Annotated in this window: 15 protein-coding genes; 4 read left to right on the top strand and 11 right to left on the bottom strand. The window is 69.1% G+C overall.

The genetic code is table 11. The features are described from left to right. The first annotated feature begins 69 nt into the window (after positions 1–69). The 3 genes from U858_RS0113445 (at position 70) to U858_RS0113435 (ending at position 3,453) form a co-directional block, all read left to right on the top strand. The gene (locus U858_RS0113445) at positions 70–906 is read left to right on the top strand and encodes a taurine ABC transporter ATP-binding protein (protein ID WP_025137673.1); all 837 of its coding nucleotides are present in this window, start codon (positions 70–72) and stop codon (positions 904–906) included. Next, entirely contained in the window at positions 899–1,726 is an 828-nt protein-coding gene (locus U858_RS0113440; RefSeq protein WP_025137672.1) for an ABC transporter permease subunit, read from the top strand. Before U858_RS0113445 ends, U858_RS0113440 begins: the two co-directional genes overlap by 8 nt. Before the next feature lie 203 nt (positions 1,727–1,929). Next, a complete protein-coding gene (locus U858_RS0113435; RefSeq protein ID WP_025137671.1) occupies positions 1,930–3,453 on the top strand; it encodes a PLP-dependent aminotransferase family protein in 1,524 nt (507 codons plus the stop codon). A 61-nt stretch (positions 3,454–3,514) separates the two neighbouring features. Here the strand turns inward: U858_RS0113435 and U858_RS0113430 are convergent, their stop codons facing one another. The 11 genes from U858_RS0113430 to xsc form a co-directional block, all read right to left on the bottom strand. Continuing rightward, the gene (locus tag U858_RS0113430; protein ID WP_025137670.1) at positions 3,515–4,921 is read right to left on the bottom strand and encodes an FAD-binding oxidoreductase; all 1,407 of its coding nucleotides are present in this window, start codon (positions 4,919–4,921) and stop codon (positions 3,515–3,517) included. Positions 4,922–4,984: 63 nt separating this feature from the next. Continuing rightward, positions 4,985–5,377, bottom strand: coding sequence for a nuclear transport factor 2 family protein (locus U858_RS0113425; RefSeq protein ID WP_025137669.1), 393 nt, complete (start codon positions 5,375–5,377; stop codon positions 4,985–4,987). A gap of 166 nt (positions 5,378–5,543) precedes the next feature. Next, the gene (locus tag U858_RS0113420) at positions 5,544–6,506 is read right to left on the bottom strand and encodes a GTP-binding protein (RefSeq protein WP_025137668.1); all 963 of its coding nucleotides are present in this window, start codon (positions 6,504–6,506) and stop codon (positions 5,544–5,546) included. 1 nt (position 6,507) lies between these two features. Beyond that, positions 6,508–8,160: an amidohydrolase gene (locus tag U858_RS0113415; protein WP_025137667.1), complete on the bottom strand. Its 1,653-nt coding sequence runs from the start codon at positions 8,158–8,160 to the stop codon at positions 6,508–6,510. Between the two features lie 25 nt (positions 8,161–8,185). Continuing rightward, the gene (locus tag U858_RS0113410; RefSeq protein WP_025137666.1) at positions 8,186–9,193 is read right to left on the bottom strand and encodes an ABC transporter ATP-binding protein; all 1,008 of its coding nucleotides are present in this window, start codon (positions 9,191–9,193) and stop codon (positions 8,186–8,188) included. Continuing rightward, on the bottom strand, positions 9,190–10,188 hold the full coding sequence (locus U858_RS0113405; RefSeq protein WP_025137665.1) for an ABC transporter ATP-binding protein: 999 nt from the start codon (positions 10,186–10,188) through the stop codon (positions 9,190–9,192). Before U858_RS0113405 ends, U858_RS0113410 begins: the two co-directional genes overlap by 4 nt. Then, positions 10,185–11,090, bottom strand: coding sequence for an ABC transporter permease (locus U858_RS0113400; RefSeq protein ID WP_025137664.1), 906 nt, complete (start codon positions 11,088–11,090; stop codon positions 10,185–10,187). The genes U858_RS0113405 and U858_RS0113400 overlap by 4 nt, the downstream gene beginning before the upstream one ends. Next, positions 11,087–12,055, bottom strand: a complete 969-nt coding sequence (locus U858_RS0113395; protein ID WP_025137663.1) for an ABC transporter permease — start codon at positions 12,053–12,055, stop codon at positions 11,087–11,089. The genes U858_RS0113400 and U858_RS0113395 overlap by 4 nt, the downstream gene beginning before the upstream one ends. A 15-nt stretch (positions 12,056–12,070) precedes the next feature. After that, on the bottom strand, positions 12,071–13,648 hold the full coding sequence (locus tag U858_RS0113390; RefSeq protein ID WP_025137662.1) for an ABC transporter substrate-binding protein: 1,578 nt from the start codon (positions 13,646–13,648) through the stop codon (positions 12,071–12,073). Between the two features lie 127 nt (positions 13,649–13,775). Further along, positions 13,776–14,696 carry a bifunctional enoyl-CoA hydratase/phosphate acetyltransferase gene (locus tag U858_RS0113385; RefSeq protein WP_025137661.1) on the bottom strand — a complete coding sequence of 307 codons (921 nt, stop codon included), beginning with the start codon at positions 14,694–14,696 and terminating at the stop codon, positions 13,776–13,778. Positions 14,697–14,699: 3 nt separating this feature from the next. Next, entirely contained in the window at positions 14,700–16,511 is a 1,812-nt protein-coding gene (xsc, locus tag U858_RS0113380; RefSeq protein ID WP_025137660.1) for a sulfoacetaldehyde acetyltransferase, read from the bottom strand. A gap of 160 nt (positions 16,512–16,671) precedes the next feature. On the opposite strand from xsc, the gene U858_RS0113375 reads away from it, so the two are divergent. Further along, positions 16,672–17,490, top strand: coding sequence for an IclR family transcriptional regulator (locus tag U858_RS0113375; protein WP_025137659.1), 819 nt, complete (start codon positions 16,672–16,674; stop codon positions 17,488–17,490). Positions 17,491–17,526 lie beyond the last annotated feature (36 nt).

Genomic DNA, 17,526 nt, shown 5'->3' with positions numbered 1-17,526 from the left:
CCGGGCGCGCCGGCAGGCGCGCCCCGGTGCCCGCCTCGCCGCGGGCGCCGCAATAACCGGGGAGCCTGTATGTCCCACGCCACCACCCCCGCCGCGCAAGCCCTGCGCGCGGACCATGTCAGCGTCACCTACCCCGGGCTGCACGACAGCGGCCCGGTGATTGCGTTGCAAGACGTCAACCTGACCATCGAGCCCGGCGAATTCGTCGTGGCGCTGGGCGCGTCCGGTTGCGGCAAGACCACCCTGCTCAGCCTGTTGGCCGGATTCCTGTCGCCCACCGACGGCGAGATCACGCTGGGCGGGCGGCCCATCACCGGCCCCGGCGCCGACCGCGGCGTGGTGTTCCAGAAGCACGCCCTGCTGCCCTGGCTGAACGTGCTGGAAAACACCGAGTTCGGCCTGAAGCTGCAGGGCGTGGACCGCGAGACGCGCCGCGCCCGCGCCCGCCGCAACCTGGAACTGGTGGGCCTGAAGGATTTTCACCGGCACATGATCTACCAGCTTTCCGGCGGTATGCAGCAGCGCGTGGGCATCGCCCGGGCGCTGACCTGCGACCCCGCCATGCTGCTGATGGACGAGCCCATGGCGGCGCTGGACGCGCTGACCCGCGAGACCATCCAGGAGCTGCTGCTCGATATCTGGCGCCAGACCGGCAAGATGTTCTTCTTCATTACCCATAGCGTGGAAGAGGCGCTGTTCCTGGGGTCGCGGCTGATCGTCATGTCGCCCCGCCCGGGACGCATCACCCACACCTTCAAGCCGGACTTCAACCGGCGCTACCTGGAGACGCGCGATGGACGCGGCATCAAATCAAGTCCCGACTTCATCGCCATGCGCGAACAAGTCCTTGGCATCATCTACGGCGACGAACTTGCCGCCTCCGCCCCGCAGGCCGTCCATGCCTAGCCGCTTTTCGGGGCATCAGCCGGCCACGCCGGGCAAGGTCTATGGCGCGCCGGGGGCCGGCTACAGCGGCCACATCAGCCTGTTGACCAGCATCGCGCTGCTGGCGCTGTGGTTCCTGGCCACCAACGCCGGCTGGGTCAAGCCGCTGTTCCTGCCGTCGCCGCAGGCGGTGTACGGCAAGTTCGTGTCCGCCATGACCGACGGCGTGGCCAACTCGACCCTGGCCGAGCACGCGCTGGCCAGCCTGACGCGGGTGTTCTCGGCGTTTTTCCTGGCCTGCGCCACCGCCATACCGGTCGGCATCCTGATGGGCGTGAACCGCTACGCCCGCGGCATCTTCGACCCGCCCATCGAGTTCTACCGCCCGCTGCCGCCCCTGGCCTACCTGCCGCTCATCATCATCTGGTTCGGCATCGGCGAATTCCCCAAGATCCTCTTGATCTACCTGGCCATCTTCGCGCCCATGGCGATTGCGGCACGGGCCGGGGTGCGGTCCGTGTCCATCGAGCAGATCCACGCCGCCTACGCCATGGGCGGCTCGCGGATGCAGATCGTCTGGCACGTGATCCTGAAAGCGGCGATGCCCGAGATCTTCACCGGCATGCGCATCGGCATCGGGGTGGGCTGGACCACGCTGGTGGCCGCCGAAATGGTGGCCGCCGACCGCGGGCTGGGCTTCATGGTGCTGAACGCCGCGCAGTTCCTGGCCAGCGACACCGTCATCATGGGCATCATCGTGATCGGCGTGTTCGCCTTCGCCTTCGACCTGCTGGTGCGCTACCTGGAGAAATTCGCGATTCCCTGGAAGGGACGCATCTGAAGCGGCCCACCCTACCGTTTCAGAACAATCTCGTTCCATTTTCTGGCCGGCGCGTCATCCAGCCGTCATCTGTGACGCGCCGGCAGGGCATTCCCGCATTCCGTCCCCCCATCCGCTCCTCTATTCTGGGACTCAGCTCCCCCGCCCCGCCGCGCGCCTCGCGCCGGCACGGCCGGGGCGCGTCGCCACTACAAGGAGCCGCCATGTCCAGCCAGGCCTCGATGCTCAAGCCTGTGTTGTGGGAACGCCTGTTCGAACGCGAAAGCGCGCCCAATCTCAGCCTGCAGGGCCGGGTCCGGCAGATGCTGGTGTCGGCCATTCTCAGCGGCCATCTGCCGCCGGGCGCGCCGGTGCCGTCCAGCCGCTATCTGGCCGACCAGCTGCGCATCGCCCGCAACACCGTCGTGTTCGCCTACCAGCAGCTGGTCAGCGAGGGCTACCTGGAATCGCGCGAGCGCAGCGGCCACTTCGTCAGCACCGACGTGCTGCAAGGGCGCGCCGCGCAGCACGCGGACCCCTGCGCCTCGAACGTGGCGGCCGACGCCGTCTGCTGGGACGACCGGCTGCGGTTTCGCCCGACCCGCCAGCGCAACATCGTCAAGCCGCAAGACTGGCAGAAGCAGCCCTACCCCTTTGTCTATGGCCAATTCGACCAGGACCTGTTTCCCACCGCCGAATGGCGCGAATGCTGTATCAAGGCCCTGTCGGTGCTGGACATCCGCAGCTGGGCGCCCGACCTGATCACCCACGACGACCCGGCGCTGATCGAACAGATCCGCACCCAGGTGCTGCCGCGCCGCGGCGTGTGGGCCGACGCCGAGGAAATCGTCATCACCGTGGGTGCGCAGCACGCGCTGTATCTGCTGGCCGACCTGTTGGTCAACGAAGACACGGTAGTCGGCATGGAAGACCCGGGCTACCCCGATGCGCGCAACATCTTCGCCAGCCACACCCGCCACCTGCTGCCGCTGCCGGTGGACGGCCAGGGCCTGTGCACGGGCACGCACCTATTGGGCTGCGACTACATTTTCGTGACGCCGGGCCACCAATGCCCCACCACCGTCACGCTGTCGGCCGCGCGCCGCGACACCCTGCTGACGCTGGCCCGCCAGGCCGACAGCCTGATCATCGAAGACGACTTCGAAAGCGAAAGCCGCTGGGGCGAAGGTGCGATCCCGGCGCTGAAAAGCCAGGACCGCGACGGCCGCGTGATCTACGTTGGCAGCCTGGCCAAGTCGTTCGCGCCGGGCCTGCGCATCGGCTACATCGTCGCCCCGCGCGAACTGGCCGCCGAGCTGCGCGCCCTGCGCCGCCTGATGCTGCGCCATCCGTCGGCCTACATCCAGCGCGCGTTCTCGCTGTTCATCTCACTGGGGCATCACCATTCGCTGCTGCGCCGGCAATCGCAGGCCTATCAGCAGCGCGGCGCCGAATTGACGGCGGCGCTGGCGCGCTGGCTGCCCGACTTCACGGCGGTGCCCATCACCGGTTCATCATCGTGCTGGCTGCAGGGGCCTGCCTGGCTGGACGCCACCGAACTGTCGCAGGCGGCGCTGGCCGAGGGCGTCGTGGTCGAGCCAGGCAATGTGTTCTTCATGGACGGCGCCAACGCCCCGCGCAATTTCCTGCGGGTGGGGTTCACGTCGATCCGCGCCGAGCACATCGGGCCCGGGATTGAAAAGCTGGCGCAGGTGGTGCGCCGCTACCGCCTGCGGGCGGCGGCCTGACGGCACCATTGGCGCGGACGCCCGGCGCCGTCCGCGAAGAACGGCGCCATCCCGCCTGGCATCAGAGGATTTCGTCGCGCAGGTAGTACCAGCGGTACAGCAGCGCCTGCCCCAACCGGCGGAACGGCGCGAACAGGTGGCCGGGCAGCGGCGAGTCGTAGATGGGCAAGTCCCAGGCCACGCCGTCCTGCCCCATCATGCGCTGCGCCAGGCGGCGCCCGGCGTGGGCCGAGAACGCCACGCCGTTGCCGCCGTAGCCAAAGGCGTAGTACACCCGCTGCGCCGGATCGGGCTGAGTGATGCGCGGCATCATGTCGTGGCTGACGTCCACCCACCCCCACCAGGAATAGTCCACCTCGACCCCGCGCAGCGTCGGGAACTTGCGCGCCAGGCCGTTGCGCAGCAACGCCAGGTGGCGCGGGTGCTGCGCATCGGCGCCGCGCAGCGCGCTGCGGCTGCCGATCTGCATGCGGCCATCCGGCAGCAGGCGGTAGTAAAAGCGCAGCGTGCGCGTGTCGGTGATGAACACCGTGCTTTTCAGGCCGGCGCGCTCGCGTTCGGCGGGCGTCAGCACCCTTGTGACCATGGAATTGGACAGCACCGGCATGATGCGGTTGTCCAGCAGGCCGTTGACCCCCTGCGCGGTGTAGCCGCCGGTGGCGAAGGCCACCCGCTTGGCGCGCACCGTGCCGCCTGGCGTCTGCAGGCGGTAGCCGCCGGCCTCTTCGGTCCAGCCCAGCACGGGGCTGCCCGGATGGATGCGCACGCCCAGCGCGCGGGCCTGGCGCATGTAGCCGTACGCCAGCTTCAGCGGATGCACGCCCACGCCGTCCGGCTCGTGCATGGCGCCCACGGCCTCGTGGTCGTCGACATAGTGTTCGCGCAATGCGGCCTTGTCCAGCATGCGCGTGTCGTAACCGAACTGCTCGCGCATGACGCGGGCCTCGTTGCGCAGGAACGCCATCTTCTTTTCGCGGTGGGCGGTGTACAGATGGCCGCCGGGCTGGGCGTCGCAATCGACCTGGTCCACCAGGCTTTTCCAGTACTCGAAGCCCTCGCGGATCTCGGCGTCCAGCCGGCGCGCGGTGGGCAGGCCCCAGCGTTCGATCCACTGCGACCGGTACAGCCGCCCCGATGCGTTCTGGCCCTGCCCGCCATTGCGGCTGGTGCAGCCCCAGACGGCGCGGTTGGCCTCCAGCACCACGGCTTTCACACCGTAGTCGCGCGCCAGCGCCAGCGCGGCGGACAGGCCGGTGAAGCCCGACCCGACGATCACCACGTCGGCATCGATGTCGCCCTGCACCGGCCCGTCGTCGGCGGGCGGCGGCCCGGCCGTGGCGACCCAGTAGGTCGGCGCGTAATCCTGCCCGCGGCCCGGCGGCGAGACCAGCGGATCGTAGGTGGGGTTGTAGGCGCTGGCGGCGGGGCTGGCGGCGTCCGGGGGATCGAAAGGCATAGCGGTATCCATGCGGCGGGGTCCGGTAGCGGTGAGCGGGGTCGGGGCGCGATGGCGGCCGTGGGAATCGACAGGTCAGCCGCGCGCCGGCAAGGCCGGGCGCTGCTTGCGGAACGCGTTCTTGACGCGGATCTTGCCGCCCTGGAAGGTGAAGACGTCGACCATGTCGGCCTCGATGCGCGAGCCGTCGGCGGCGGTGCCGGTGAAGGTAGATTCCGATACGCCCCGGTCTCCGGCGACCCAATGGCGGCCGTTGTTCCATTGGGCGTCCGGGAAATTCTTCCAGGCCGCTTCGAACGCCGTGCGCACCGCCTCGCGGCCGGCGTGGCGGGCGCCCCAGCGCTCGGGGCCGCCCACGGTTTCAAAGACGCAGTCGTCGCTCATGAAAGACATCAAGGCATCGATATCGTGGCGATTCCACGCGGCTGCGAACTCGGCCAGCATGTCCACGGTGACGGTCTGGTGCATTGCCTACCCTCCTGAATCCGCGGGCGCGACATGCGCCCGCGTGCCAAGCCCAAGGTACGCGCGGGGTCCGGCAGGGTCTAGAACCAGACGCGGCCAATCGCTTGCACCAGACGGCGGTGATGGCGCGGCGGCACGCGGCCAGCTCGGGCAACTTCGGGTGAAAACGTCACGCCGCAGCCGCCGAAAGATGCGCGGCCACCTCGCCGCCGCCGGCCCCATCGCGCAGCCCGATGAACACCAGCGCCGGCCGCTCGATCTCGGCCGGGCGCTGCGCCTGCGTGTCAAAGCGCACCCGGCGCCCCGCCAGTTGCACCAGCACCCAGCCATGGCGCTCGGTGCGCACCCAGCCCTTGGCGCGCAGCCAATGCCGGGGCAATTGCCGCAGGCTGCTGGCCAGCCGGTCGGCATGCAACAGGTCCGGCGCCGGCCATAGCCAGCTTTGAAAGGGATGCGCGGGGTCGTCATCGTGGTGATGCGACGCGTCGTGGCTGTGCGGGCCACAGTCGGCATGGGCGCAGACGTCATGGCTGCCGTCATGGGTACAACCCATGGCCCCCAGCGCGCTCAGATCGACCCGCCCTTCCCGCGCGGCCACGATCGGCGCGCCGCCCGATTGTTCGCCCAGCCAGGCCCGCAGCGCCGCTGTCTCGCCCGGCGCCACCAGGTCGGTCTTGTTCAGCACCAGCAGGTCTGCCGCGCGCAACTGCCGCAACACGGTGTCGGCCAGCAGCGGATCGGCGGCGGTCTCGCGGATGGCGCCTGCATCCACCAGCACCACCACGCCTTCCAACTGCAAGAGCGGGTCCGCCATCCCCACCTGCGCGATACGGCCCGGGTCGGACACGCCGCTGGCTTCGATGACGATCCACTGCGGCGCCGGCTGCAAGGCCAGCACCCGCGCCAACGCCTCGTCCAGCCCGCCGGCCATCGAACAGCAGACGCAGCCGTTGGCCAGCCGGATCACGTTGTCGGCGCGCTGGGCGACCAGGCCCGCATCGATATCGATCGGCCCGAAGTCGTTGACCAGCACCGCCACCCGGCGCGGGCTGCCGGTCAACACATGGTTCAACAACGTCGTCTTGCCCGCGCCCAGGAAGCCGCCCACCACCGTCAGCGCAATGCGCCCCATGTCAGGCTCCCTGACGCGCCAGGGGCCGGCCGCCGACCATCGTGCCCAGCACGGCAATGTCCTTCAGGCTTTCGGGCGGCACGGCCAGGGGATCGTCCTGCAACGCGCAGAAGTCGGCCTGTTTGCCCACTTCGATGGACCCGACCAGGTGATCCAGGTGCAGCGTGTAGGCGGCGCCCAGCGTAATGGCGTGCAATGCCGCATCGACGCTGATGCGTTCGGATTCGCCCAGCACGCGGCCCGACGCGGTCTGGCGATTGACGGCGCACCAGGCGGTGAACAGCGGCCCGAGCGGCGTGATGGGCGCGTCGGAATGGATGCCGAACGGCACCCCGGCGCGCATCGCCGACGCGCAGGCATCCATGCGATTGGCGCGGTCCGGGCCCATGGTCAGCGCGTGGTGGGCGTCGCCCCAGTAGAAGATGTGATTGGCGAACAGGTTGACGCACAGCCCCAGGCTGGCCATGCGCCGGAACTGCGCGGCATCCGCCATCTGGCAGTGCTGCAAGGTGTGGCGGTGATCCGGCCGCGGGCTGCGGCGCAGCGCGCGGTCGATGGCGTCGATGGCGCGTTCGGTGGCCTCGTCGCCGTTGGTGTGGATGTGCAGCTGCACGCCGGCATCGTGATAGGCCTGCACCAGCGTATCCAGCTCGGCCGGCGCGATCACCCAGATGCCGTTGGCCGCGCCGTTGTAGTAGCCCGGCCAGCGCAGCCGCGCCGTGAAGCCCTGGATGGACCCGTCCACCACCAGCTTGACCATGCCCAGGTGCAGCTTGCCGTGGTTCAGGCGGCGCGCGGTTTCCAGCCGCGCCAGGCAGGCCGCCGGGTCGCCCGCGAAGGCCAGCGCCGATGCCGCCGGCACGATCCGCACCGGATAGTCCGGCTCGGCCGTGACCCGCGCCAGGGTGGCCAGGCCGTCGTCGCCCAGTTCGTTGACCAGGTCGGTGGCGGTGGTCACGCCGGCCCATTGCGCCACCTGGCCGAACAGCCGCAGGCCATCTTCCGACAAGCCCACCGTGCGGAACGGGCTGCCGATCAGGCGCATCACCGGGAACATGGCGGCGAACTCGCACAGTTCGCCGTTGGGGGTGCCGTCGTCGAACCGGCTGATGCCTTCGATATCGGTATCGCGGTCGATGCCGGCCCGTGCCAGCATCGGCGTGTTCACGTTCATCAGGTGCATGCTGGCGTGCATCACCACCACCGGCCGTTCGGCCGACACGGCGTCCAGGTCGCGCACGCTCATGCGCTGGCCGCCGAAGAAGATCGGGTCAAAGCCCCAGCCGATCAGGGTTTCGCCCTTGGCCAGGCCCTGGCCGAATTCGCGCAGGCGGGCCGCCACGGCGTCTAAGCGCTTCAGGCCCGGCCACAGGCGGCCGTCCGGCCCGCGGCGGTCGTAGAAGCCCACATAGGCGAACTTCCACATGCCGCCTTCAGGCAGATGGCAATGCCCTTCCACCAGCCCCGGCATCAGCACCTGGCCGGCGTAGCGCTCGTCCAGGTCGGCCGGCCCCCAGCCTGTCAGGTCATCCAGGCTGCCCACGCCCAGAATGCGGCCCTCGCGCACCGCCACGTGCGTGGCGCGCGGCTGGGCCGGATTCATGGTCAGGATGCTGCGGGCGGAATAGATCGTGGTGCGGGGGGCAACGGACATCGGGACTCCTTCGGTTGGGGCGGCGTCACGCCTGCAGCGGCGAGACGGCGGCGCCGTGACGGGATTCGACGAAATGACAGGCCACGTGGTGGCCGGGCGCGGCCTCGCGCAGCGGCGGCTCCTGGGCGGCGCACAAAGGCTGCGCCACCGGGCAGCGCCCCGCGAAACGGCAGCCGGGCGGCGGGTTCACCGGGCTGGGCGGATCGCCCGTCAGACGCACCCGGCGCGCGGCCGCATCGCGCCCGCCCTTCACCGTGGGCACGGCCGACATCAAGGCCACGCTGTACGGGTGCAGCGGCCGCGAAAAGAACGCCTGCCGCGTGGCCCGCTCGATGATCTTGCCCAGGTACATCACGGCGATGTCGTCGCAGACGTGTTCCACCACCGCCATGTCGTGCGAGATGAACAGGAACGACTGCGACTGCTCGCGCTGGATGCGCCGCAGCAGGTTCAGGATCTGCGCGCGGATGGCGATGTCCAGCGCCGACACCGGTTCGTCGCACACGATCAGGTCCGGCGCGCTGGCCAGCGCCCGCGCGATGTTCAGCCGCTGGCGCTGGCCGCCCGAGAACTGGTGCGGATACAGCTGGCGCTGCTCGGGCCGCAGGCCGACCAGTTCGAACATCAGCGCCACGCGCGCCTCGCGGCCGCCGGGCGGGTCGATGTGCATCAGGTCCAGCGGCGCACGCACGATGTCGCCGGCGCGCTGGCGCGGATTCAACGACGAATACGGGTCCTGGAACACCAGTTGCAAACGCCGCCGCATGCGCCGCAGCGCCGTGCCGCGCAGCGCCGTCAGGTCGGTGCCGTCGAATTCGATGCGTCCACCGGTGGGGTCTGCCAGCCGCAGCACCGACAGCGCCGTGGTGGTCTTGCCCGACCCCGATTCGCCCACGATCGCCAGCGTGCGGCCGCGCGCGAGATCGAACGACACGCCGTCCACCGCGCGCACCACGGCCTGGCCGCCGATGGGAAAGTGCACGGCCAGGTCGCGCACCGACAGCAAGGGGGAAGATTGCGGCTGCGCGGTCATGCGGCCTCCGGATAAAGCCAACAGGCCACCGCATGGCCGTCGCCCACGGCGGTCATGGGCGGAAATTCATTGCGGCAACGCGCCAACGCGCGATTGCAGCGGTCCTGGAAGGGGCAGCCTTCCCCGCGTTCCCACACCGACGGCACCACGCCGGGAATCTCCGGCAGGTCGGGCCGGTGCGCGCTGGGCGTGCGGTCCAGTTCGGGCAGGCAGGCGATCAGCCCCTGCGTATACGGGTGGCGCGGCTGCGCCAGGATCTGGCCCACGTCGCCCTGCTCCACCACCCGCCCGCCATACATCACCGCCACCCGGTCGGCCATCTCGGACACCGCGCCCATGTCGTGCGTGATCATCAGCACCGCGGTGCCCCGGCGCGCCTGCTGTTCGCGCAGCAGGTCGAAGATCTGCGCCTGCACGGTGACGTCCAGCGCGGTGGTGGGCTCGTCGGCAATCAGCACTTCAGGGTCGCACGCCAGGGCAATGGCGATCATCACCCGTTGCCGCATGCCGCCGGACAGCTGGTGCGGGTAGTCGTCCACCCGCCGCTCCGGCAACGGAATGCCCACCGACCGCAGCATGCCGATGGCGCGTTCGCGCGCCTCGGTCTTGCCCAGCCCCTGGTGCTGGCGCAGCGGCTCGGCGATCTGGTCGCCCACCGTGTAGACGGGGTTCAGCGCCGTCATCGGTTCCTGGAAGATCATCGAGATATCGTTGCCCCGCACCCGCCGCATGGCCTCGTCGCCATACGAGGCCAGGTCGGCGCCGCGCAGCCGCACGTGGCCGGCGCCGATGCGCGCCAGTGGCGGAATCAGCCGCATGATAGCCAGCGCCGTCATGCTCTTGCCGCAACCGGATTCGCCCACCAGGCACAGGGTTTCGCCGGGCCGCAGGTCGAAGCTGACGCCACTGAGCGCTTCGGCGGTGCGGCCGCGGGTGCGAAATTCCAGGCTCAGGCCGTCCACTTGCAGCACGGGCAGTTGATCGGCGGCGTTCATGCCCGCCCCCGCGAATTCGGATTGAGCGCGTCGTTCAGGCCGTCGCCGATCAGGCTGACCGCCAGCACCGTCACGAAGATGGCCGCGCCCGGCAGCGTCACCGCCCACCAGGCCGCCAGGATGTACGGCCGGTTGCTGCCGATCATCAGGCCCCAGCTCATGACGTTGGGATCGCCCAGCCCCAGGAACGACAGGCCGGCTTCGAACAGGATCGCGGTGCCGATGGCCAGCGTGGCCGATACGATCAACGGCGCCAGCGCATTGGGCAGAATCACGCGCCAGATGATGCGTGCGTTGCTGGCGCCGATCACCCTTTCGGCCAGCACGTATTCGCGCCGCTTGAGCCGCAGGAATTCGCCGCGCGCCAAGCGCGCGGTGCCGGTCCAGCTGACCACGCCGATGGCCACCGCGATGGTGGCCAGCGACGGGCTGAACAGGGTCACCAGCACCATGGCGAACAGCAGCGCCGGCAGCACCTGGAAGAATTCCGTGATGCGCATCAGCGTTTCATCGACCCAGCCGCCGTAGTAGCCGGCCAGCGCGCCGACGGTCACGCCGATGGCCATGGACAGCACCGCCGCCACCACGCCGACCAGCAAGGTGGCGCGGCCGCCGTAGACCATGCCGGTCAGCACGTCGCGGCCCAGGTAGTCGGACCCCAGCCACAGCTCGCCGCCGGGCGGGTCCATGGGCGCGCTGACGATCTCGAACGGGTCCGCCTGCATCAACGCCGGGCCGAACAGCGTCACCGCCAGAATGACGGCCAACAGCAGCACGCCGAGCATGGCGCCCGGATTGCGCGCGAATACCCGCAGCGCTTCGTACGAAGGCCGCGCCGGCGCCTTGCGCGGCGCGGTGGCCAAGGTGGCGCTGGCGGGGACGGCAACAGGGGCTTGGCTCATGAAGTTTTGATCCTGGGGTCGATCAGCCGGTAGGCCAGGTCGGTCAGCTGGTTCATCACCACCACCAGCAACGAGGCAAAAAGCAGGATGCCGAGCAAGGTCGGATAGTCGCGCCGCAGCACGGAATCGAAGGCCAGGCGGCCCAGTCCGGGCCAGTTGAATACCGTTTCCACGAGAATGGCGCCGGCCAGCACGTTGCCGAATTGCAGCCCCAGCATGGTCACCACGGGCAGCACGCCGTTGCGCAGCGCGTGCTTGTACAGCACCGTGCGCTCGGGCAGCCCCTTGGCGCGGGCCGTGCGGATGTAGTCGGCCGACAGCGCATCCATCACGCTGGCGCGCGCCAGCCGGCTGTATTGCGCCAGGTACACGAAGGCCAGCGTGAAGGCCGGCAGCACCAGGTGGTGCAGCACATCCAGCGCGCCGGCCCAGCCGCCGTCGGGCCCACCCGCCGAGCGCATGTCGGACACCGGAAACCACGGCAGCGCCGACGCGAACAGAATGATGAGGATGATCCCCGTCCAGAACACCGGCGCCGAATAGCCCACGATGGACAGCAGCGTGATGCCCTGCGACAGCGGCCCGTTGGGCTTGCGCGCGGCCAGCGTCCCCAGCAGCGTGCCCGCCACGAACGCGCTGGCCACCGACGTCACCACCAGCAGCAGCGTGGCCGGCACGCGTTCCCAGATCAGCTGGGCCACCGGCAGGTTGAAGAAATAGGAATAGCCCAGGTCGCCCCGCACGACATGCGACAGGTACAGGCCCAGTTGCGCCAGGAAGGGCCGGTCCAGCCCGTACTGGGTGCGCAGCTGGGCGCGCAGTTCTTCGCTGATGCCGCCCATGGACCCGGCGATGGTTTCCACCGGATCGCCCGGCGAGATGTGAATCAACAGGAAGTTCAGCGTCACCACCGCCAGCAACAGCAGCAAGGCATAGGCGAGGCGACGCGAGAGATATCGCAGCATGACGGCGCCCCCCCACTATTGCAGATAGGTGTCGTCCAGCGGCGACAGCACGCCCCAGATACCTTCGGGCAGGCCATGCACTTTCCTGGACGACAGCGTGTGATACGGAATGACGGTGAGGAAGTCGATCGGCAGGTCTTCGGTGACCTGTTGCTGGAACTCGGCGTACAGCGCGCGGCGCCTGGCCTCGTCGGTTTCGGTGCCGGCCTGCGCCAGCACGGCGTCGACCTTGGCATTCCTGTACGACTGCGTGTTGGTCCAGATGATGTCGCGGATATTGCTGGACAGGTAGGTGCGATGCACGCCGATCACCGGGTCGCCCCAGTTGAAGACGATGTCGGTGGTCATGTCGAAGTCATGGCTGGCGATGCGCTTGGCCCAGGTCGGAAAATCCGGCGACGCGCGCACCTGTACGGTCACGCCCACCTTCTTCAACTGGCTGCGCAGGTATTCGGCCACGTTCTTGCCCTGCACATCGCTGCCCGGCATGTAGTCCACCGTCAGCGACAGGCGTTCGCCCTTGCCGTCTTTCTTGAAGCCGGCCTCGTCCAGCAGCTGCTCCGCCTTTTTCAGGTCCAGCGGGTATTTCTTCAGGTCTTGCGTGGCGAACGGGCTGGAGGCCACGATCGGGCCGTCCGCCGGCTTGGCGAAGCCGGCGTTCAGGGCTTTGGTGATGAAGTTCTTGTCGATGGCGTAGGCAATGGCCTGCCGCACCCGCCCGTCATCCAGCGGCTTGCGCGCGGTGTTGAACGCCAGCCAGCTGAGCGCGCCGATGCCTTCGTAGCCGCGGCTGCTCATCGTGATGCCGGGGTTGTCCTTGGCGCGCCGCAAAATGGTGGGTTCGGACATGAACGGCAACGCGCCGACCTCGCCGCGTTCCAGCCCGATCAGCAGGTTGGTGGCGTCAGGGTTGATCTTGACCACCACGCGATCCAGATAGGGCTTGCCCGGCAGGAAGAACTTGTCGAAGCGCTCCAGCACGATCTCCTGCCCGGGCTTGAATTCCTTCAGCTTGAACGGGCCCGACCCGACCACGTCGGCGGAATTGCGCGGATGGTTCTTCAGGTCCTGCCCATCGCCATAGATGTGCTTGGGCAGCACCGGCATCAGGGCCGGCGACAGCGCCAGCAGAATCGCCGGGTGCGGCTGGCTCATGCGCAGCACGGCCGTGTAGGGGTCCGGCGTGTCCACGCTTTCGACGGGCGCGAACATGCTCTGGAACGGATGGTTCTGCTTGACCGCCATGACCGAAAACGCCACGTCCGCGGACGTCACCGGCTGGCCGTCATGAAACACCGCGTCGTGGCGCAGGTGCAGCGTCAGCGACTTGGCATCGGGCGCCAGTTCCCACGACTGCGCCAGGTAGGGCTGCGGCTTCCAGTCGGCGTCGTAGCGCAAGGGGCTGGCGAACAGCTGGGCGCTGGGCAGCGCGGTGGCGATGCCCGATTGCACCGCGCCATTCAGGTGCCGCGGCACCTGCGTCGAGCCGATGACCAACGTGCCGCCCGGCTTGGGCGCATCGGCGGCCTGTGCGCCGGACAGCAACGCCAGTGCCGTCATGACCGTGGCCAAACCCCATCGTGCGCTGCGCATCTTTCACCCCCTGGTTTTGAGCTGGCCGTTGAGAAGCGGCCTTGGCGTTAGCCTAGTCAACCCCAGGGCCTGCCCTTAGTACCAAACCGGTGGACTCGTTGGTGCCAGGCGCAGGCCGGCGCCGCCCTCACCCCCCCAGCGCGCGGGCATGCAGCACGGCCACCGCGCAACTGTTGACGCGGGCCTCGACCGAATCCGAGCGGCTGGTCAGCAGCACCGGCACGCGCGTGCCCAGCACCAGCCCGGCCGTGCCGGCGCCGGCCAGCCAGGTGAGTTCCTTGTAGAGCATGTTGCCGGCCTCGATGTCGGGCACCAGCAGGATGTCGGCATCGCCCGCCACCGGCGACACGATGCCCTTCTGCTCGGCCGCCAGCCGCGATATGGCATTGTCGAACGCCAAGGGGCCGTCGATCTCGCCGCCGCGAATCTGCTGGCGGTCGGCCATCTTGGACAGCGCCGCCGCATCCAGCGTGGCGGGCATGGCGGGGTTGACGGATTCGGTGGCGCACAGCACCGCCACCTTGGGCCGCGCCACGCCCAGGGCGCGCGCCAGGTCGATGGCGTTCTGGGCGATGTCGGCCTTTTCCGCCAGCGTGGGCGCGATGTTGACGGCGGCGTCCGTCAGGATGAAAAGCTTGGCGTACGCCGCCACCGACATGACAAAGGCATGGCTGATGCGCCGGCCGGTGCGCAGGCCGGACTCGCGTGCCACCACCGCCGACATGAAGTGGTCGGTGTGCAGGCTGCCCTTCATCAACATGCCCGCCTTGCCGTCGCGCGCCAGGGCGGCCGCCACTGCGGCAGCCTGGCGTTCGTCATCGGGCGTATCGATGATTTCCAGCGAGCCGGCGCGCAGGCCCATCTCGGCCATCAGCGCGGCCAGCCGGGCCGCCGGCCCGACCAGCAACGGCTCGATATAGCCGGCTTCTTGCGCCTGCACCGCCGCGCCCAGGCTGGCCGCGCACAGCGGATAGGCCACCGCCGTGCGCACCCGCCCGGCCGACAGCGCCGCGGCCCGCAGCGGCTCGAACAAGCGGTCGGCGGCCATGGTCTAGCCGCGCACCGGATCGATCGACAGCGGCACCTCGCCCGGCTGGAATGGCTGGTTGACGTAGCGCTTGTACTTGTCCAGCAAGCGCAGCGGCTGCTTGAGCGCGTCGCGCCGGAACGGGTCGCCCAGTTCCTGGCTGACCATCATTTCCAGCACCGTGGTCTTGCCCTCGGACTGCGCCTTGCAGGCCGCCTGCAAGGCCGCCCCCACCTGGTCCGAGTGTTCGACGCGGATGCCCTCGGCGCCCATGGCGCGGGCCAGTTCGGCGAAGTTGGGGTTCAAGAGGTTGCTGCCGACGAAGCGGCGGCCGTAGAAGTCCACCTGGTTCTTCTTTTCGGCGCCCCACTGGCCGTTGTGGAACACCACCGCGGTGACCGGAATGCGCTCGCGCACGCAGGTCAAGAGTTCCTGGAAGCTCATGCACCAGGCGCCGTCGCCCACGTACGCCACCGCCGGACGGTCGGGCCGGCCCAGCTTGGCGCCGATCAGCGCCGGCAAGGCATAACCGCAATTGCCGAAGCTCATGGCGGCCAGCATGGAATTGGGCTCGTCAAAGCGCAGGTAGCTGTTGGACACCGAGCAGATGTTGCCAATGTCGGTGGACACCATGGCGTGCTTGGGCATGGCGCGTTCCAGCTCGCGCAGCATGCGGCGCGGATGCATGCGGCCGCCGCCATGCTCGATGATGTCCAGGCTCCAGTCGTCGCGTTCGTGCGACCACTCGTCCAGTTCCTTTTCCCAGGCGTTCTTCTGGCTGTTTATCTGGTCGCGACGCGCCTCGCGGGTGGCCTTGCAGGCCACGTCGCGCGCCTGCAGCTTGGCCGTCAGCGCGGCCGCGGCCGGCTTGGCGTCGCCGCAGATGCCCACCGATACCGGCCGCACCAGGCCCAGCATGCGGTGGTCGGCATCGACCTGAATGATACGCGCGCCCTGCGGCCAGTAGTCCAGCCCGTGCTGCGGCAAGGTGCCGAAGGGCCCCAGGCGCGTGCCTAGCGCCAGCACCACGTCGGCCTGCGACAGGAGCTTCATGCCGGCCTTGGACCCCTGGTAGCCCAGCGGACCGCACCACAGCGGATGGCTGGCCGGGAAGGCGTCGTTGTGCAGGTAGCTGGTGACCACCGGTGCGCCCAGCAGTTCGGCCAGCGCCACGCATTCGGCCTGGCCGTCCGAGAACAGCACGCCCCCGCCGGCCACGATGACCGGGAACTTGGCCCCGGCCAACAGGCGCGCCGCGGCTTCCAGGTCTTCTTCCGAGCCGGGGCCGCGGCGGATGCGGCGCGGCTCGGGAATGGCCACGTCGATCTCGCCATAGAAGTAGTCGCGCGGAATGTTCAGCTGCGTGGGGCCGCGTTCGGCCAGCGCGTTGTCAAAGGCCTTGGCGGTGAACTCGGCCATGCGGTCGGGGCGGTTCACGTGGGCCTGGTACTTGGTGATGCGCGAAAAGATCGGCAGCTGCTCGGTTTCCTGGAAGCCGCCCAGGCCCATGCCTGAGGTGCCGGTCTCGGGCGTGATTGCCACCACCGGGCTGTGGGCCCAGTAGGCCGCGGCCACGCCAGTGACGAAATTGGTGATGCCGGGGCCGTTCTGTGCGATGCAGACGCCGTGGCGGCCGGTCACGCGGGAATAGCCGTCGGCCATGTGCGCGGCGCCCTGCTCGTGCACCGTGGGCACGAAGCGGATGCCGGCCGCGGGAAACAGGTCCAGCGCGTCCATGAAGGCCGAGCCGACGATGCCGAAAACGTCCTTGACGCCCTGCGCCACCAGCGTTTCGACGAACGCCTCGCTGGGGGTCATGTGTTGCTTGCTGCTCATGGTCTCTCTCCTGGCGGGCCGGCGCGGCTTGGATTGCATATTGGCCGGTGTGAACCGATACTGCAGCACAAGCATGCGTTTTCCCACCCCGCTGCGTTCCGTTTTCTGCAGAATCTGCACACAACGGGCGCCCTTTCGCCAAATCTTCAAATATTGAAAGATGAAAGACGAATCCTCCGCGGCGCTGCGCGCGCTGACTTTGCTGGAACAGGTGGCCCGCTCGGAAACCCCCGTGTCGCTGGCGGCGCTGACCGAGGCCACCGGGCTGCCCAAGCCGTCGGTGCTGCGCATCCTGTCGCGCCTGGTCGATGCCGGCATGCTGCTGCGCGAACCGGCCGGCAAAAGCTATATCAGCGGTCCGCGCCTGTCGGCGTTGGCGCGCGACACCCTGCTCAATTCACCGCTGCGTGCCGAACGCCACCGCATCCTGGACAGCCTGGTCGACGAGATCGGCGAGACCTGCAACTGCACCATGCTGGACGGCGACGAGGTGATCTACCTGGATCGTGTCGAAACCGCCTGGCCGCTGCGGGTCAACCTGCAACCCGGTTCGCGCGTGCCGCTGCATTGCAGCGCCAGCGGCAAGCTGTTCCTGGCGCACATGCGGCGCGAGGCCCGCGCGCGCCTCCTGGCCGCGGCGCCGCTGCCGCGCTATACGCCCAACACGCAGTGCGAGGCCGCCGCGCTGGAACACGAGCTGCAGGCGATCCGCAAGGAAGGCGCCAGTTTCGACCGCGAGGAATTCCTGTTGGGCATCGTCTGCATGGCGGTGCCCATCATGCAGGGCCGGCGCGCCATTGCGGCGGTGGCGCTGCACGCGCCGGTGGCCCGGCTGTCGATCGACGGCGCCCGCGCCTGGCTGCCGCGCATGCAGGAGGCCGCCCGGGCCCTGGCGGGCACCTATGAGGCCCCCGCGCAGGAAGCCGAGCCAGCGATGGACCCGGCAATGGCCCCTGAGACAGACCCGGCGACGGACTAGGCGCCAGGCACGGCCGCCGGACGGGCCTGGCGGGCG

Source organism: Achromobacter sp. DH1f (assembly GCF_000633435.1).
Taxonomy (GTDB): Bacteria; Pseudomonadota; Gammaproteobacteria; order Burkholderiales; family Burkholderiaceae_B; genus Achromobacter; species Achromobacter deleyi.
The sequence above is the reverse complement of the archived record's forward strand: the minus strand, read 5'-3'. Positions and strand labels throughout refer to the sequence as shown.

Excerpts from the sequence above, each read along its gene's own strand:
- U858_RS0113425 (WP_025137669.1), bottom strand. The coding sequence starts at position 5,377 with ATGCACCAGACCGTCACCGTGGACATGCTGGCCGAGTTCGCAGCCGCG.
- U858_RS0113395 (WP_025137663.1), bottom strand. The coding sequence starts at position 12,055 with ATGCTGCGATATCTCTCGCGTCGCCTCGCCTATGCCTTGCTGCTGTTG.
- U858_RS0113445 (WP_025137673.1), top strand. The coding sequence starts at position 70 with ATGTCCCACGCCACCACCCCCGCCGCGCAAGCCCTGCGCGCGGACCAT.
- U858_RS0113415 (WP_025137667.1), bottom strand. The coding sequence starts at position 8,160 with ATGTCCGTTGCCCCCCGCACCACGATCTATTCCGCCCGCAGCATCCTG.
- U858_RS0113440 (WP_025137672.1), top strand. The coding sequence starts at position 899 with ATGCCTAGCCGCTTTTCGGGGCATCAGCCGGCCACGCCGGGCAAGGTC.
- U858_RS0113405 (WP_025137665.1), bottom strand. The coding sequence starts at position 10,188 with ATGAACGCCGCCGATCAACTGCCCGTGCTGCAAGTGGACGGCCTGAGC.
- U858_RS0113400 (WP_025137664.1), bottom strand. The coding sequence starts at position 11,090 with ATGAGCCAAGCCCCTGTTGCCGTCCCCGCCAGCGCCACCTTGGCCACC.
- U858_RS0113375 (WP_025137659.1), top strand. The coding sequence starts at position 16,672 with ATGAAAGACGAATCCTCCGCGGCGCTGCGCGCGCTGACTTTGCTGGAA.
- U858_RS0113430 (WP_025137670.1), bottom strand. The coding sequence starts at position 4,921 with ATGGATACCGCTATGCCTTTCGATCCCCCGGACGCCGCCAGCCCCGCC.
- U858_RS0113410 (WP_025137666.1), bottom strand. The coding sequence starts at position 9,193 with ATGACCGCGCAGCCGCAATCTTCCCCCTTGCTGTCGGTGCGCGACCTG.
- U858_RS0113385 (WP_025137661.1), bottom strand. The coding sequence starts at position 14,696 with ATGGCCGCCGACCGCTTGTTCGAGCCGCTGCGGGCCGCGGCGCTGTCG.
- U858_RS0113390 (WP_025137662.1), bottom strand. The coding sequence starts at position 13,648 with ATGCGCAGCGCACGATGGGGTTTGGCCACGGTCATGACGGCACTGGCG.
- U858_RS0113435 (WP_025137671.1), top strand. The coding sequence starts at position 1,930 with ATGTCCAGCCAGGCCTCGATGCTCAAGCCTGTGTTGTGGGAACGCCTG.
- U858_RS0113420 (WP_025137668.1), bottom strand. The coding sequence starts at position 6,506 with ATGGGGCGCATTGCGCTGACGGTGGTGGGCGGCTTCCTGGGCGCGGGC.
- xsc (WP_025137660.1), bottom strand. The coding sequence starts at position 16,511 with ATGAGCAGCAAGCAACACATGACCCCCAGCGAGGCGTTCGTCGAAACG.